The 14,731-nt window shown below is 75.4% G+C and carries 15 protein-coding genes; 5 read left to right on the plus strand and 10 right to left on the minus strand.

Going from position 1 to position 14,731, the window contains the following annotated elements; genetic code table 11:
- Positions 1–40: 40 nt before the first annotated feature.
- From rplI to rpsF, 4 genes are all read right to left on the minus strand, one after another.
- Positions 41–496, minus strand: a complete 456-nt coding sequence (gene rplI / locus JOD57_RS12070; RefSeq protein WP_204692254.1) for a 50S ribosomal protein L9 — start codon at positions 494–496, stop codon at positions 41–43.
- Positions 497–498: 2 nt separating this feature from the next.
- Complete coding sequence (rpsR, locus tag JOD57_RS12075) at positions 499–735, minus strand: 30S ribosomal protein S18 (RefSeq protein ID WP_014378671.1); 237 nt, start codon at positions 733–735, stop codon at positions 499–501.
- A 92-nt stretch (positions 736–827) separates the two neighbouring features.
- The gene (locus JOD57_RS12080) at positions 828–1,316 is read right to left on the minus strand and encodes a single-stranded DNA-binding protein (RefSeq protein WP_204692255.1); all 489 of its coding nucleotides are present in this window, start codon (positions 1,314–1,316) and stop codon (positions 828–830) included.
- A 2-nt stretch (positions 1,317–1,318) separates the two neighbouring features.
- The gene (gene rpsF, locus JOD57_RS12085) at positions 1,319–1,606 is read right to left on the minus strand and encodes a 30S ribosomal protein S6 (protein WP_204692256.1); all 288 of its coding nucleotides are present in this window, start codon (positions 1,604–1,606) and stop codon (positions 1,319–1,321) included.
- A 193-nt stretch (positions 1,607–1,799) separates the two neighbouring features.
- Between rpsF and JOD57_RS12090 the strand changes: the two genes are divergently transcribed.
- The gene (locus JOD57_RS12090) at positions 1,800–2,618 is read left to right on the plus strand and encodes a deoxyribonuclease IV (protein ID WP_204692257.1); all 819 of its coding nucleotides are present in this window, start codon (positions 1,800–1,802) and stop codon (positions 2,616–2,618) included.
- A 16-nt stretch (positions 2,619–2,634) separates the two neighbouring features.
- Here the strand turns inward: JOD57_RS12090 and JOD57_RS12095 are convergent, their stop codons facing one another.
- The 3 genes from JOD57_RS12095 to JOD57_RS12105 form a co-directional block, all read right to left on the minus strand.
- Positions 2,635–4,179 (minus strand): glycosyltransferase family 87 protein, encoded by a 1,545-nt coding sequence (locus JOD57_RS12095; protein WP_204692258.1) that lies wholly within the window; start codon positions 4,177–4,179, stop codon positions 2,635–2,637.
- Positions 4,180–4,201: 22 nt separating this feature from the next.
- A complete protein-coding gene (locus JOD57_RS12100) occupies positions 4,202–6,601 on the minus strand; it encodes a transglycosylase domain-containing protein (RefSeq protein ID WP_204692259.1) in 2,400 nt (799 codons plus the stop codon).
- Between the two features lie 149 nt (positions 6,602–6,750).
- On the minus strand, positions 6,751–7,170 hold the full coding sequence (locus tag JOD57_RS12105; protein WP_307824635.1) for a DUF5318 family protein: 420 nt from the start codon (positions 7,168–7,170) through the stop codon (positions 6,751–6,753).
- A 157-nt stretch (positions 7,171–7,327) separates the two neighbouring features.
- Here JOD57_RS12105 and JOD57_RS12110 point away from each other — a divergent pair, with 157 nt between their 5' ends.
- The 3 genes from JOD57_RS12110 to JOD57_RS12120 all read left to right on the plus strand — a co-directional run bounded on the left by JOD57_RS12110 (position 7,328) and on the right by JOD57_RS12120 (position 10,084).
- The gene (locus JOD57_RS12110) at positions 7,328–7,921 is read left to right on the plus strand and encodes a PadR family transcriptional regulator (protein WP_204692261.1); all 594 of its coding nucleotides are present in this window, start codon (positions 7,328–7,330) and stop codon (positions 7,919–7,921) included.
- 138 nt (positions 7,922–8,059) lie between these two features.
- Entirely contained in the window at positions 8,060–9,139 is a 1,080-nt protein-coding gene (locus tag JOD57_RS12115; RefSeq protein WP_204692262.1) for an inositol-3-phosphate synthase, read from the plus strand.
- Between the two features lie 186 nt (positions 9,140–9,325).
- Complete coding sequence (locus tag JOD57_RS12120) at positions 9,326–10,084, plus strand: hypothetical protein (protein WP_204692263.1); 759 nt, start codon at positions 9,326–9,328, stop codon at positions 10,082–10,084.
- Between the two features lie 150 nt (positions 10,085–10,234).
- Here the strand turns inward: JOD57_RS12120 and JOD57_RS12125 are convergent, their stop codons facing one another.
- Positions 10,235–10,900, minus strand: a complete 666-nt coding sequence (locus JOD57_RS12125) for a YqgE/AlgH family protein (protein WP_204692264.1) — start codon at positions 10,898–10,900, stop codon at positions 10,235–10,237.
- Positions 10,901–10,963: 63 nt separating this feature from the next.
- On the opposite strand from JOD57_RS12125, the gene JOD57_RS12130 reads away from it, so the two are divergent.
- Complete coding sequence (locus tag JOD57_RS12130; RefSeq protein ID WP_204692265.1) at positions 10,964–12,244, plus strand: MFS transporter; 1,281 nt, start codon at positions 10,964–10,966, stop codon at positions 12,242–12,244.
- Here JOD57_RS12130 and JOD57_RS12135 read toward each other — a convergent pair.
- The gene (locus JOD57_RS12135) at positions 12,241–13,122 is read right to left on the minus strand and encodes a matrixin family metalloprotease (protein WP_204692266.1); all 882 of its coding nucleotides are present in this window, start codon (positions 13,120–13,122) and stop codon (positions 12,241–12,243) included. The two genes, JOD57_RS12130 and JOD57_RS12135, sit on opposite strands and share 4 nt — an antisense overlap.
- Before the next feature lie 110 nt (positions 13,123–13,232).
- Positions 13,233–14,717: a CCA tRNA nucleotidyltransferase gene (locus JOD57_RS12140; RefSeq protein WP_307824636.1), complete on the minus strand. Its 1,485-nt coding sequence runs from the start codon at positions 14,715–14,717 to the stop codon at positions 13,233–13,235.
- Positions 14,718–14,731: the final 14 nt, after the last annotated feature.

A 14,731-nucleotide genomic window follows, 5' to 3' on the forward strand; every position in this document is an offset into this window, starting at 1 on the left:
CCGCGAGCGTGCGAGCGGTGGGGGGCAGGAGGGTCCTTCTTCAGCCCGCGACGACCTCGATCGGCAGCGAGGCGGTCACCTCGGGGTGCACCCGCACGGTGACGGTGTGCTGGCCCGTGGTCTTGATGCTGCTGGGCAGCTCGACCCGGCGGCGGTCGAGCTCCGGGCCACCGGCCGCGGTGACGGCGTTGACGACGTCGGCGGTGGTGACGCGGCCGAACAGGCGGCCACCCGCACCGGCACGCGCCGGCACGCGGACCGTCAGGCCGGTGAGGCGCCCGGCCACGGCCTGGGCCTCCTCGAGGGAGCGCACCTCGCGGGCGGCACGCGCCCGGCGCAGCGAGTCCACCTGCTTCTCGGCACCGCGGGTGGCGACGATGGCCAGGCCGCGGGGCAGGAGGTAGTTGCGGGCGTACCCGCCCTTGACCTCCACGGTGTCACCGGAGGACCCGAGACCGGTGACCTCCTGCGTCAGGATCAGCTTCTGGGTGCTCATGGTCAGCGCGCCGTCGAGGTGTAGGGCAGCAGGGCCATCTCACGGCTGTTCTTGACGGCCGTGGCGACGTCCCGCTGGTGCTGGCTGCAGTTGCCGCTCACGCGGCGGGCACGGATCTTGCCGCGGTCGGAGATGAACTTCCGCAGCAGCGTCGTGTCCTTGTAGTCGACGTAGGTCGCCTTGTCCTTGCAGAACTGGCAGACCTTCTTCTTGGGCTTGCGCACGGGGGGCTTGGGCACTGGGTTCTCCAGGAAGTGACGGAATGGAACCGGCCCCCCTGCAGGGGCCCACCGCGAGCTCGCGAGCGGTGGGGGGCAGGGGGGTCCTTACATCAGAAGGGCGGTTCGTCGGACGGGCCGGCGGGCGTCGACCAGGGGTCGCTGGCCCCGCCGCCGCTGCCACCACCGAAACCGCCGCCACCGCCGCCGCCGAAGCCGCCGCCACCACCCTCACCGCGGGAGGCCTTGGTGACCTTCGCGGTGGCGTAGCGCAGCGAGGGGCCGATCTCGTCGACCTCGAGCTCGACGACAGTGCGCTTCTCGCCCTCCTTGGTCTCGAACGAGCGCTGCTTGAGGCGCCCCGAGACGATGACCCGCGAGCCGCGGGTGAGGGACTCGGCGACGTTCTCCGCCGCCTGCCGCCACACGTTGCAGCGGAGGAACAGCGCCTCGCCGTCCTTCCACTCCTGCGACTGCCGGTCGAAGGTGCGCGGCGTCGAGGCGACCGTGAAGTTGGCGACCGCGGCCCCCGACGGCGTGAACCGCAGCTCCGGGTCGGAGGTCAGGTTGCCGATCACGGTGATGACGGTCTCGCCGGCCATGCTCAGTGGACCTCGGGCCGCATGAGCTTGGTGCGCAGGACCGCCTCGTTGAGGTTGAGCTGGCGGTCGAGCTCGGCGACCGCGGCGGGCTCGGCCTGGATGTCGACGATGGCGTAGATGCCCTCGACGTGCTTGTCGATCTCGTAGGCCAGGCGACGCCGGCCCCAGATCTCGGTCTTGACGGTGCCACCGCTGTTGGTGACGACGGTCAGGAACCGGTCGAGGGAGGGAGCGATCGTGCGCTCCTCCAGGTCGGGGTCGAGGATGACCATCAGTTCGTAGTGACGCACGGAGAACCCCACCTCCTCTGGTCTGTGGCGGCCGCAGGACGTCTGCAGCAGGAGGGTCGTACACGCGTCGCGCGCCCGGCCCGCCGGGACGGCGGACGAGACGCGCAGCCCGAGGCTACCAGCGCGGCCGCCGCCGCCCGCGGGCCGTCGCGGGTGCGGGCCGTCCGCCGCGGTGCCGACGTAGTGTCGCGGGGTGGCGACCCACCCGGTCGGCGTCCACGTCGGACCCGGCCTGACCGAGGACAACCAGCTCGACGCCGGCGGCCCGCTGGCCCGCGCGGCGGAGGTGGACGCCGACGGGGTGCAGGTCTTCCTCGGCGACCCGCAGGGCTGGAAGGTCCCGCCGCCGCGCCCCGACGCCGAGGCCCTGCTCGCCGCCGACGTCGCGGTCTTCGTGCACGCGCCCTACGTGCTCAACGTGGCCTCGACCAACAACCGCATCCGCATCCCCAGCCGCAAGGTGCTGGCCACCCACGCCCGCGCCTCGGCGGCCATCGGGGCGCGCGGCATGGTGGTCCACGGCGGGCACGTGCTGGCCAAGGACGACCCGGCCGCCGGGTTCGACAACTGGCGCAAGACCTTCGTCCGGCAGGCCGAGGACGGCGGCTTCCCGCTGCCGCTGCTCATCGAGAACACCGCCGGCGGCGACAACGCGATGGCCCGCGGCCTGGACGCCGTCGACCGCCTGTGGGAGGCCGTCGGCGAGTTCGGCGCCGGCTTCGTCCTCGACACCTGCCACGCCTGGGCGGCCGGCTGGGACCTCGCCACGGCGGTGGACGACGTCCGCCGGACCACCGGCCGGATCGACCTGGTGCACCTGAACAACAGCCGCGACCCGGCCGGCTCCGGCCGCGACCGGCACGCGCCGCTGGCCGCGGGGGAGATCCCGCTGGAGCTGCTGCTCGGGGTGGCCCGGGCCGCCGACTGCCCCGTCGTCCTGGAGACGCCGGGCGACGCCGCCGCGCACGCCGAGGAGGTCGCCCTGGTCCGCGAGGCGCTGAGCGGGGCGTAGCGGAATGACCTCCCTGCTACGCCTCGACGCGGCGTCGCAGGGTGACCGCGTCGCCGGCGCCGTCGAGCGGGCCGCCGGCGGGGTCGTCGACGCCGGGCCACGACGTGCGGACGACGTCGCCGTCGGGGCGCCACACGTCGCGCACGACCAGGCCCATCAGCACGAGGACGGCGAGGTCGCGCACGGTCACCGCGAGGAAGAACCACTCGGTGCCCACCCCCCGGTTGTCGGTGCCGAGGTACCAGAGCATCCGCACGACCCACAGCACCGCCTCGGTGGCCTGCCAGGCCAGCAGCGAGCGCCACCGCGGCCGGGCCAGGACCGCCAGCGGCAGCAGCCACAGCGAGTACTGCGGGCTCCACACCTTGGTCACCAGCAGGAACCCGGCCACCAGCAGGAAGGCGACCTGGGCCACCCGCGGTCGCACCGGCGCGGCGAGCACCAGCCAGCCCAGCGCCGCGAACACCAGCAGCACGCAGCCGGCGACCAGCGCGTTGAGCACCGTGGGCGTCTCGCCCTCGGCCAGCGGCCCGTCGAACAGCGTCCCGCCCGAGGCGGTGATCGCCATGTTCCACAGGGTGTCGGGATCGGCCGGCCGGCTGCTGTTGAGCCGGAAGAACAGCGACCAGTTCTCCGGCGCCAGCAGCGCCACCGGGACGTCGACCACGAGCCAGGCGACGCCGGCGGCGAGCGCCGCGCGCAGCCACACCCGCAGCCGGCCGGCCCGCAGGCACAGCAGGAACAGCGCCCCGAGCAGGATCGCCGGGAACAGCTTGGCCGCGGCGCCCAGCCCGAGCAGGACGCCGGCCAGCACCGGCCGCTCGCGCGCCCACGCCCACAGGCCGCACGCGGCCAGGGCGACGGCGAACAGGTCCCAGTTGGTGAAGGCGTGCACGAGCAGGAGCGGGGAGAGGCCGACCGCGGCCGCGTCCCACGGCCGGTGCCCGGAGGCGCCGAGGACGGCGCGGGTGGTGACCAGCGCGCACAGGCTCAGCAGCAGGCAGGTGGCCACGTAGTAGGCCTGCACCGGCGGCACCTGGGGGAGCAGCCCGGCCGCCGTCGCCAGGCTCCCGTAGGCGCTGCCGAGGGTGGCCGCCAGCGCCATGAAGGCGCCGGTGAGGACGGGGTACTCGACGGCCGAGTCGAGGTAGGGCAGCGCGCCGCCGTCGAGGCCGTGGATGCCGAACAGCGGGACGGTGTCGGAGTAGCAGAAGTGGGTGTACTGCACCGAGCCCGCCCAGTTGCCGTCCGAGCAGGGCGACTGCTTGAGCCAGGCCAGCGCCAGCACGGCCGTGGTGAACAGCAGGCACACGCGCAGGGGCGTCCAGAACAGCGCCCGCCCGGTCACCGCGTGCCGCCCCCAGGGCCCGCCCACGGCCTCGCTGGCCTGCGCGGCCACCGGGTCCGACCAGGTGGGCACCACCCGGTCGGGGCCGGGAGACCCCACCGGGCCGGGACCGCGGCCGGCCGCGGGAGCGGCGGGCTCCGGTCCCGGGAACGCCGCGGGCCCGTCCGCCGGCGGTGTCGCCGGGGCGGACGGGCCCGTGGGGGAGGAGCTCACCTGCGCCAGTGTGCCGGGCGGGTCAGCCGGCCGGCCGGCCGTCCGGTAGCGGGGCCGGCGCAGGTGCCGGCTCCGGCGCGGGTGCCGGGGCCGGGGCCGGTGCCGGGGCCGGTGCGCCGGCCTGGTCGCCGGTGTCCTCGACGTCAGGGGCCGGCACCGGGGCGGGCACCGGCTCCGGCACCGGCACGGGCGCCGGCTCCGGCGCGGGTGCCGGGGCCTCCGTGGTGGGCGGCGCCGGGGCCTCCGTGGTGGGCGGCGGTGCCTCCGTGGTCGGCTGCTGGGTCGGCTGCGACTGCGTCGTCGGCGCGGACGACGTCGTCGGCGCGGCCACGCCCTCGCCCGTGTCGCCCCGGATGCGCGGCGAGTTGGGCAGGTCCTCCTCGGGCGTGCCCTCGAGGACGGTGTCCATGAACTGCTGCCAGATGGCGCCCGGCAGGCCCGAGCCGTAGATGATCCCGCCGTCGGAGTTGACGATCGGGTCGCTGGGCGAGTCGTTGCCCATCCACACCGCGGTCGAGATCGACGGGGTGTAGCCGACCATCCAGGCGTCGGAGTTGTCCTCACCCTGCCCCTGGGTACCGGTCTTGCTGGCCACCTCGCGGCCGCCCTCGAGCGAGCGACGCGAGTACTGGGCGACGCCCTCCGTCGCGAAGGTGACGTCGTTGGCGACCTCGGGGCGCAGCACCTGCTCACCGCTCTCGCCGCCGTACTCCAGCAGCACCGCGCCGGAGGTGTCGCTGACCCGGCTGACGAAGTACGGCGCCCGCTCCACCCCGCCGGCGGCGAAGGTGGCGAAGCCGTGCGCCTGGTCGATCGGGCGCATCTCGTACTCGCCGATGCCGATCGCCGATCCGGTGAAGCCGTCGGCGTTGGCCAGCGTGGTGTTGCCCCCGAGCGGGCCGCCCTGCCACGTCTCGGGCAGGCCGGTGGCCGCCAGCGCCGTCTCCCGGACGTTCTCCGGGCCCACCTCGTAGGCCAGCCCGTAGAAGGTGGTGTTCAGCGAGCGGGTCATCGCCTCGACCAGCGTGCACGCCCCGCACGAGGCGCCGCCGGAGTTGCGCACCGGGGCCTCGCGGTCGGGGAAGGTCTGCGGCGAGGAGCCGTCACGCCGGGCGTTGACGCTGATGCCCTGGTCCAGTGCGGTGGCCAGCACGTAGGGCTTCATCGACGAGCCGGGCTGCCGCTGCCCCTGCGCGTAGTCGTTGCCCGTGCCGTTCGCGCCGCCGTAGTAGGCGCGGACCGCGCCGGTGCGCGGGTCGATGGCCACCAGCGCCTGCCGCAGGTTCTCCGGCTCGCCCTCCATCACGTCGGTCACGGCGGCCAGCGCGGCGTCCTGGGCGGGCTTGTCGACGGTCGTGACGATCTGCAGACCGCCGGCCAGCAGCTGCTGGTCGGTGTAGCCCTTGGCCCGCAGCTCGTCGATGGCCTGCTGCACGACCAGGCCCTCCGGGCCGGACGGGATGCCCTGCGACGAGCCCTCCGGCCGCGGCAGCACCGGCGGGTAGACCGAGGCCTCGCGCTCGGCCGGGGTCATCCAGCCCTCCTCGACCATCGCGTCGAGGACCAGGCCCCAGCGGTCCTGCGCGCCCTCCGCGTTGCCCTCGGGGTCGTAGGAGCTGGGGCTGCGGACCAGGACGGCGAGGACGGCGCCCTGCTGCGGGGTCAGCTCCGCGGCCGAGACGCCGAAGTAGGTGTTCGCCGCGGCCTCGATGCCGTAGGCGCCGCGGCCGAAGTAGATGGTGTTGAGGTAGTTCTCGAGGATCTCGTCCTTCGAGTACTCGTTGTCGAGCTTGACCGCGAGGAACAGCTCCTGGAACTTGCGGCTGAAGGTCTGCTCCGACGTCAGGAACGCGTTCTTGACGTACTGCTGGGTGATCGTCGAGCCACCCTGCGTGGAGCCGCCGGTGACGTTGTTCCACGCCGCCCGGACGATGCCGGTGAAGGAGATGCCCGGGTCGGAGTAGAAGTTCCGGTTCTCGGCGGCGAGCACCGCGTCGCGGGCGCCCTCGGAGACGTCGGCCAGCGCCACGTTGGTGCGGTTGGTGTCGCCCAGGCGGGCCATCTCGGTGGTGCCGTCGGCGTAGTAGACGACGGTCGTCTGCGCGCTCTGCACCGAGTCGGGGTCCGGGACCTCGGTGGTGGCGTAGACGACGCCGACGAAGACGCCGAACAGGACGAACAGCCCGGCCAGGGTGGCCAGGGCGATCTTGAGCCGGCGACGGCGGCGCTGCTTCTTCGTGCGCGCCTTCTTGCCGGACGGTGCGGCGCCCGCGGGGCGCGCACCGGGACGGGAGCCGCCGGGGCGGCCCGCCGTCGAGCGGGCACGGACGGCGGGCGGACGGCCCCCGGAGCCGCGGCCGGCCGGCGGGCGCCGGGGCGGGCCCTGCGGGCCGACCGGCGAGGTCTCGTCGTGGGGAGGCACCAGGGAGCCCCTCCTCGTGGTGGTAGGTGGGCGGGACGGGGTCCCGCCCAGCGTGGCGTTCTCGGCTGTGTGGACCCGGGAGGACGCGCGCGGGCGCCGTCCCCCCGGGACGTGTGTGACGAACGGGCCGGCGGTCCCCCGCCGGCCGGCTACCGCTGCTCGGTGCCGGCGCGGCGCCGGGCCCGGCGCGGCTGGCGACCGGGGGCCGGCTCGGCCCCCAGGACGTACGAGGAGTCCAGGTGGTTCCAGCCGCACGCCCGGCACACCTCGACGGTGTAGACGGAGAACTCCTCCTGCGCGGCGTCCATCCGGGCGAGTTCGGTCTCGGTCTTCGCCTGCCCGGACACGTGCCCGAGCGACTCGCCGTAGACGTAGTTCACCTGCGTGAGGCGCTCGCGGCGGCACACCGGGCAGGGGAGGTCGGTGAGCCGGCCGTGGTACCTCGCGGCGCGGGTGAGGTACGGGCTGGCGTCACAGACCTCGAAGACCCCGGTGCGCCCGGACTGCACGTCGGCGAGGACGGCTCGCCGTTGCAGCGAGTAGTCCACGACGGAGCGACGTCCGGGCACGGCCGCCAATGTACGCAGGTGCGCCACCCCCGAGGTCGCTCGAGCGCCACCCGCGGGGGTCACCCGATCGGGCGCGACGGACCTCCAGTTGCGGCCCCGTTCACCTCCCGATGTATCGTCCCGATACATCGACCGACACGGACCGATGGGGGGCGGAGTGCTCGAGTTCGCCATCCTCGGCCTGCTGCAGCAGGCCCCCATGCACGGCTACGAGCTGCGCAAGCAGCTCGCCGAGGTGCTCGGGGGGCTGCGCAGCATCTCCTACGGCTCGCTGTACCCCGCGCTCAAGCGGTTGCACGCCGCCGGGCTGGTCACCACCGACGAGCCCGACCGGCACGCGCCGCTGCCGGCCGACGCACCGCCGCTCACCGGCCGGCGCGGGAAGGTGGTCTACACGATCACCGCTGAGGGCAAGGAGCGCTTCGCCGAGCTGGTCAGCCAGGCCGGCCCCGAGGCGTACGACGACGGCAGGCTCTTCGGCGTCCACCTGGCCTTCTTCCGGCACACCGCCGCCGACGTGCGGCTGCGCATCCTCGAAGGGCGCCGCCGCACGGTCGAACGGCAGCGGGAGGGTCTGCGGTCCTCACTGGCGAGGACCCGGGAACGGCTCGACCGCTACACGCTGGAGCTGCAGCGCCACGGCCTCGACTCGGTCGACCGGGAGGTGCGCTGGCTGTCGGAGCTCATCGACAGCGAGCGGCGCGACCCGGGCCCGGGTCAGCCCCCGGAGCCGCAGCGCGGCGCCGACTGACCGAGCACGACCGCCGAGCACGACTGCCGGGCCCACCGCCCGCAGAGCACCACCGGCTGCCCGCCCCACCGGCAGCCACCGCCAGGACCGAACGGTCCCGAGAACGAGGACCACCCGGTCCAGGGAGAAGGGAAGACCATGGGAGCTGTCAAGGTCGCCATCGTCGGCGTCGGGAACTGCGCCGCCTCGCTGGTGCAGGGCGTGCACTACTACCGGGACGCGGACGAGACCGCCTCGGTGCCGGGCCTGATGCACGTGCGCTTCGGCGAGTACCACGTCTCCGACGTGCAGTTCGTCGCCGCGTTCGACGTCGACGCCAAGAAGGTCGGCCGTGACCTCTCCGAGGCCATCGTCGCCAGCGAGAACAACACGATCAAGATCTGCGACGTCCCGCCGCTGGGCGTGCCGGTGCAGCGCGGCACCACCCTCGACGGCCTCGGCCGCTACTACCGGGAGACGATCGAGGAGTCCGACGAGCAGCCGGTCGACGTCGTCGCCGCCCTGCGCGAGTCCGGTGCCGACGTCCTCGTCTGCTACCTGCCGGTCGGCTCGCAGGAGGCCGCCGAGTTCTACGCGCAGGCCGCCCTCGACGCCGGCGTCGCGTTCGTCAACGCCCTGCCGGTCTTCATCGCCGGGACCCGGGAGTGGGCCGACAAGTTCACCGCGGCCGGCGTCCCGATCGTCGGCGACGACATCAAGAGCCAGGTCGGCGCCACCATCACCCACCGGGTGCTGGCCAAGCTGTTCGAGGACCGCGGCGTGCAGCTCGACCGCACGATGCAGCTCAACGTCGGCGGCAACATGGACTTCAAGAACATGCTCGAGCGCGAGCGCCTGGAGTCCAAGAAGATCTCCAAGACCCAGGCGGTCACCAGCCAGGTCGGCCGCGACATGGGCCAGGGCAACGTGCACATCGGCCCCTCGGACCACGTGCCGTGGCTGTCGGACCGCAAGTGGGCCTACGTGCGCCTCGAGGGCCGCGCGTTCGGCGACGTCCCGCTGAACCTGGAGTACAAGCTCGAGGTCTGGGACTCCCCGAACTCGGCCGGCATCATCATCGACGCCGTCCGCGCGGCCAAGATCGCCAAGGACCGGGGCGTGGGCGGCCCGCTGCTGTCGGCGTCGTCGTACTTCATGAAGTCCCCGCCGGAGCAGTACCGCGACAGCGAGGCCCGCGACAAGGTCGAGGCCTTCATCCGCGGCGAGCTCGAGCGGTAGAAGGACCTCCCTGCCCCCCACCCCTCGCACGCTCGGGGCGGGACCCTGCAGGCAGGCCGTTCCAGCACGTCACCAGGACCCGGTCCCCGCACGGGGGCGGGTCCTGGTGCGTCTGCGGCCGCCGGATCCGCGGGTCGCCGCGCGTGCGACGACGGAGCCGCACCCGCGCTGAATACGCTGGCCGCCATGCCGCGCCGCCTGCTCGCGATCGCGCTCGTCCTGCTGGCGGTCCTGCTCACCGGCTGCTCCGACGACCCCACCGACCGGCAGCCCGGGGACCCGGTCACCGCCGAGGAGGCCGAGGTGCTCGCCGGGCTGCTCGCTGGCAACGCGGAGGAGGGCGGCGCCGACGTCGTCGTGACCGCGCCCTTCGGCGAGGGCGGGCTGCTCACCCTGACCGGGGAGGTCGACCTGGCCGGCGCCGCCGGCCGCGCCCGCTCGGTGACCTCCTACGGCGACGAGCGGCCCGACGACGTCCGCACCGCGTTCTTCACCCCGGAGCAGATCTGGTTCGGCGACCTGCCGGGGCTGCCGGAGGCGCTCGCCGCCGCCGGGCTGCCCGACGTCCCCTTCGTGCGCCGGCCGGTCGTGACGGGGACCGAGGCGGTGCCCCTGACCGACGTGCTCGTACGGCTGGTGCTCAACCTGGGCGCGGCCGAGCCCGACGACGCCGGCGCCTTCACCGGCGGCGGCACCACCTGGGAGGGGCAGCGCTCGATCGACGGGCGGCTGGCCTCGGTGTACGCCTCCGACGCGGGCTGGACGGTGGCCGTGGACGACAGCAGCGGCGTGCTGCTGCAGTACGTGACGCGACTGCCGGGCCAGGACGCCGACGTGACCGTGACGCTGGCCGACCACGGGCCGCGGACGATCGCGCTGCCGGAGGAGGCACAGACGGTGGACGCGGGAGCCCACCCGGCGGTGGCGGCGGCGGTCGGCGTCTGAGGAGGGACCCCTGCAGAGGGGCCACGGGGCGGCTCGGCCGGCCCCGGACGTGGGTGGAGGGGGCGGCCTCTTCCCCAGACCGCCCCCTCCGGCCCCTTTCCTACCAGACCCGGGCCGGACGCGCCTCCCCTGGGGAGGTGTCGTGTCGCGTCAGTTGGCCGAGGGGTCGGCCGGTGCCGTCGAGAGCACCGCCAGGCGCCCGCGCTGCCGGCCCAGGACCGCGCGCCACAGCGCGGAGCCGGCCAGGTCGCTGAGCACGTCGCCTGGTGTGCCGGGCACGCAGGCCCAGGCGCCCTCGGCGATCTCCCCGGCCAGCTGGCCCGGTGACCAGCCGGCGTAGCCGGCGAACACCCGCAGGCCGGCCAGGCCGCCGTCGAGCGCGCCCGGGTCGGCGTCGAGGTCGACGAGGTAGACGTCGCCGGCCACCCGGCGCAGGCCGGCGTCCTCCGCGCCTGCCGCGCCCGGCCAGCTCGCCAGGCACAGCGCGGTGTCGGTCTCGCACGGGCCGCCGACGTGGAAGACGCCGGGCTCGACGGCGAGGTCGCACCAGCCGGGCAGGACGTCGCGGATCTCGACCTGGCTGGGCCGGCCGAGCACGACGCCCAGCGTGCCGCTGTCGTTGTGGTCGAGCACGTAGACGACGCCGCCGGCGAAGTTGGGGTCGGTCAGCGCGGGCATCGCGACCAGCAGGGACCCGGGGCCCACGTCGTCGAGCGACCCGGTCGACAGCGACGGGACCGCCGCGCGGCGGCGGCCCGTGCCCGGGCGGCTGGGCCGGCCGGACTCCGGATCAGGTGACGAGGGCACCGTGGACATCCATCCCAGTGTGCAACAGCCCGGGGCGCAGGGGGCGGCCGGAGCGCGTCCTAAGGTGAACCGGTGCGGCGGGCCGACACGACGGTGCGCCACCTCCTGCTCCGCGGCGACTTCCGCCGGCTGCTGGTCACGAGGCTGTCCGCCCAGTTCGGCGACGGGGTGTTCCAGGCCTCGCTGGCCGGCACGGTGCTGTTCAACCCGCAGCGCGCCGCCGAGCCGATCGACGTCGCCGCCGGGTTCGCCGTCCTGCTCCTGCCGTACTCGGTCGTGGGGCCCTTCGCCGGGGTGTGGCTGGACCGGTGGAGCCGCCGGCAGGTGCTGCTCCGGGCCAACCTGCTGCGCGCGGGGCTGGTGGCCGTCGTCGCCGCCCTGGTGCTCGCCGGGACCGCCGGCCCGCCGCTGTACGCCGCCGGGCTGGCGGTCTTCTCGGTCACCCGGTTCGTCCTCTCGGCGCTGTCGGCCGGCCTGCCCCACACCGCCGACGAGCCCTCGCTGGTGTCGGCCAACGCCCTGTCGACGACGTCCGGCGCGGTGGCCACCGTCGCCGGCGCCGGCGTGGCGGTCGCCCTGTCCCGGCTGGGGGTCGCCGGGGACGCCGTCTACGCCGCCGTGGCGCTGTCCGCGGCGCTGCCGTACCTGCTGAGCGCGGCCGTCGTCGCCGGGTTCGCCCCGGGGCACCTCGGGCCGGACGCGGACGCCGGCCCCGGCCGGCTGACCGCGCGCGACGTGGCGCGCGGCATGGTGACCGGCGTCCGGCACGCCCGGGCCCGGCCGCCGGTGGCCGCCGCGCTGCTCGTCATCGGCGTGCACCGGCTCTGCTACGGCGTGCTGACGCTGATGACCCTGCTGCTGCACCGGAACCGCTTCCCCGACGCGGGCGGGCTGCTGCCGGGCGGGCTGGTCGGCCTGGGCCAGACGGTCGCCGCCGGGGCGGTGGGCACGCTGCTGGCGGCCGCGGCCACGCCCGCGGCCGTCCGCCGGCTGGGCCGCCGCCGGTGGACGACGGGGCTGCTGGCCGGGGGCGGCGCGCTGCAGCTCGCGCTGGGCCTGCCGTTCACGCCGGCGTCGACGGTGGCCGCGGGCCTCGTGCTCGGGTTCGTGGCGCAGGGCGTGAAGATCTGCGTCGACACCACGCTGCAGGAGTCGGTCGACGACGACCTCCGGGGTCGGCTGTTCTCCGTCTACGACACCCTGGTCAACGTCGCCTACGTGACGGCGCTGCTCGTCGCCGCGCTGCTCCTCCCGCGCGACGGGGCGTCGGTGCCCGCGCTGCTCGCCGTCGCGGCCGGGTACGCCCTCGCCGCCGCCGGGTACGCCCGCGCGACCCGGGCGCACCGGACCTAGAGCGCCGGCTCGCAGGCGCCCCGGCCCAGCCGGGCCAACCCGGCCCGGTCCCCGCCGCCGAGCTCGCGCTGGCCGTCGTTCTCCGGGTGCATGAGCTCGGCGGGGTCGTCGACGTGGGCCAGGCCGACGACGTGGGCGAGCTCGTGCACGAGCACCGCCCGGACGTCGGCCCGGCCGTCGGGCGAGCGGGCGGCGGTCGCGGCCCACGCGGCGTCGACGGTGAGCGCCCCGGTGACGTAGACCCACGGCCCGCCGGCCGTGACGGGGTGGCTGCCGCCGAGCCCGGCGACCGGCCCGGCCAGCCCGGGCGCCTCGGCCGGCGTCGCCCAGGTGAGCAGGACCGGCGCCCACCGGTCGCCGTACCGGCCGGGCTGGTGCGGCGGGCGGCTCTCGGAGTACGCCTCGTCGGTCGCGCCGTCGTGGACGAACCGCAGGCCTGTGGCGGCGGCGACCTCGGCCACGGCCTCGGCGACCAGGCGGTCGGCGCCCGGTGGCGCGCCGTCGGGCCGCACCACGTAGCGCACCGGCCGGCACGGGTCGTAGGCGACGGGGGTGACGCCGTCGTCCTGGTACCGGAGGAAGTCCCACGTCCCGGTGGCGGGCGCGTCCACCGGCTGCCCGAGCGGGGCGTCCGCGGCCCCGGAGCCGGGCGTCGGGCGGCCCGTCGCCGGGCCGGAGACGCCGGGCCAGGCACCGGGGCCCGCCGTCCCGGGCCACGGGAGCCCACCGGCGAGGACGGCGGCGCCGAGGCTCAGGACGAGGACGAGCGCGACGGCCAGCACGCCCCGGGCCGCGGAGGGCGCGCGGTGCCGGGAGCCGGGCCACCCGGCCGGCCGCGTGAGCGGCCCGCCGTGCCACTCCTGGACTCGCCCGTCCATCCCCGTCCCCCGCCGTCGGTCCGGCCGTCCGTCCTACCGGCGGGCCGGCCGGCGGGGGAGGGTCCGGGCGGCTGCTGCCACCCGTGCGGGGGAGGACGGCGCGGGGTGCGTCAGGAGCGGGCGGCCCACCAGGCGCGCAGCTCGGCCTCGGCCTCGTCGCGCCCGAGCGGGCCGCGCTCGAGGCGGAGGTCCTTGAGGTGGGCCCAGGCCTCGCCGACCTCGCGGCCCGGCGGGATGCCGAGGATCTCCATGATCGCGTTGCCGTCGAGGTCGGGGCGCACCCGGGCGAGGTCCTCGGCCGCCGACAGCTCGGCGATCCGGCGCTCCAGCGAGTCGTAGGTGGCCGACAGCGCCGCGGCCCGCCGCCGGTTGCGGGTCGTGCAGTCCGAGCGCACCAGCTTGTGCAGGCGGGGCAGCAGGTGGCCGGCGTCGGTGACGTAGCGGCGCACGGCGGAGTCGGTCCACTCGCCGGTCCCGTAGCCGTGGAAGCGCAGGTGCAGGAAGGTCAGCCGGGCGACGTCCTCGGTGATCTCCTTGCTGTACCGCAGCGCCTGCAGCCGCTTGCGCACCAGCTTGGCGCCGACCACCTCGTGGTGGTGGAAGGAGACCCGGCCGCGCGGCTCGTGGCGGCGGGTGGCCGGCTTGCCGACGTCGTGCAGCAGGGCGGCCAGCCGCAGCACCAGGTCCGGCGACTCCGCGTCCGGATCGGCCTCCTCCAGCGCGATGGCCCGGTCCAGCACGGTCAGCGAGTGGCTGTAGACGTCCTTGTGCTGGTGGTGCTCGTCGATCTCCATGCGCAGCGCGGGCAGCTCCGGCAGGACGACGTCGGCCAGGCCGGTGTCGACGAACGACTCCAGGGCCGCCCGCGGCGCGTCCTGCAGCAGCGTCTTCGACAGCTCCACCTGCACCCGCTCGGGCGTGATCCGCGCCAGCTCGCCGGACATGGCGGTCATCGCCTCGACCACCTCCTCGACGGGGGTGAGGCCGAGCTGGGCGACGAAGCGGACGGCGCGCAGCATCCGCAGCGGGTCGTCGGCGAAGGAGTCCGCCGCCGCGCCCGGGGTGCGCAGCCGGCGGGCCAGCAGGTCGCCCAGGCCGCCGAAGGGGTCGGTCACCGTGCGGTCGGGACCCAGGGACACGGCCATGGCGTTGACCGTGAAGTCGCGGCGGGCGAGGTCCTCGGTCAGCGACGTCCCCCAGGCCACCTCCGGGTTGCGTGACTCGCGGTCGTAGCGGTCGGCGCGGAAGGTGGTGATCTCCAGCCGGGTGCCGCGGACCTCGGCGCCGACGGTGCCGAAGGCGATGCCGGTGTTCCACGTGGAACTGGCCCAGCCGCGCAGCAGGTCCAGCACCTGCTCGGGGCGGGCGTCGGTGGTGACGTCGAGGTCGCCGGGCGGCCGCGGTGCGTCGCTGCCCGCGGCGAGCAGCGCGTCGCGCACCGAGCCGCCGACCAGGTGCGCCTCGAAGCCCGCCGCGGCGAACCGCGCGCCCAGCTCGACGAGCACGGGGGACACGTCGACCAGCTCGCGCACGGTCGCCTGGACCGCCGCCGGGACGGGCGCAGCGGCGGGGCGACGCGGAGGGACGGCGGACACGACGCGCCAGGGTA

This window comes from Geodermatophilus bullaregiensis (assembly GCF_016907675.1).
Taxonomy (GTDB): domain Bacteria; phylum Actinomycetota; class Actinomycetes; order Mycobacteriales; family Geodermatophilaceae; genus Geodermatophilus; species Geodermatophilus bullaregiensis.

Bases quoted from the DNA above. Each gene is read 5' to 3' on its own strand.
- rplI (WP_204692254.1), bottom strand. From the start codon at position 496: ATGAGCACCCAGAAGCTGATCCTGACGCAGGAGGTCACCGGTCTCGGG.
- JOD57_RS12080 (WP_204692255.1), bottom strand. From the start codon at position 1,316: ATGGCCGGCGAGACCGTCATCACCGTGATCGGCAACCTGACCTCCGAC.
- JOD57_RS12115 (WP_204692262.1), top strand. From the start codon at position 8,060: ATGGGAGCTGTCAAGGTCGCCATCGTCGGCGTCGGGAACTGCGCCGCC.
- JOD57_RS12120 (WP_204692263.1), top strand. From the start codon at position 9,326: ATGCCGCGCCGCCTGCTCGCGATCGCGCTCGTCCTGCTGGCGGTCCTG.
- JOD57_RS12125 (WP_204692264.1), bottom strand. From the start codon at position 10,900: ATGTCCACGGTGCCCTCGTCACCTGATCCGGAGTCCGGCCGGCCCAGC.
- JOD57_RS12135 (WP_204692266.1), bottom strand. From the start codon at position 13,122: ATGGACGGGCGAGTCCAGGAGTGGCACGGCGGGCCGCTCACGCGGCCG.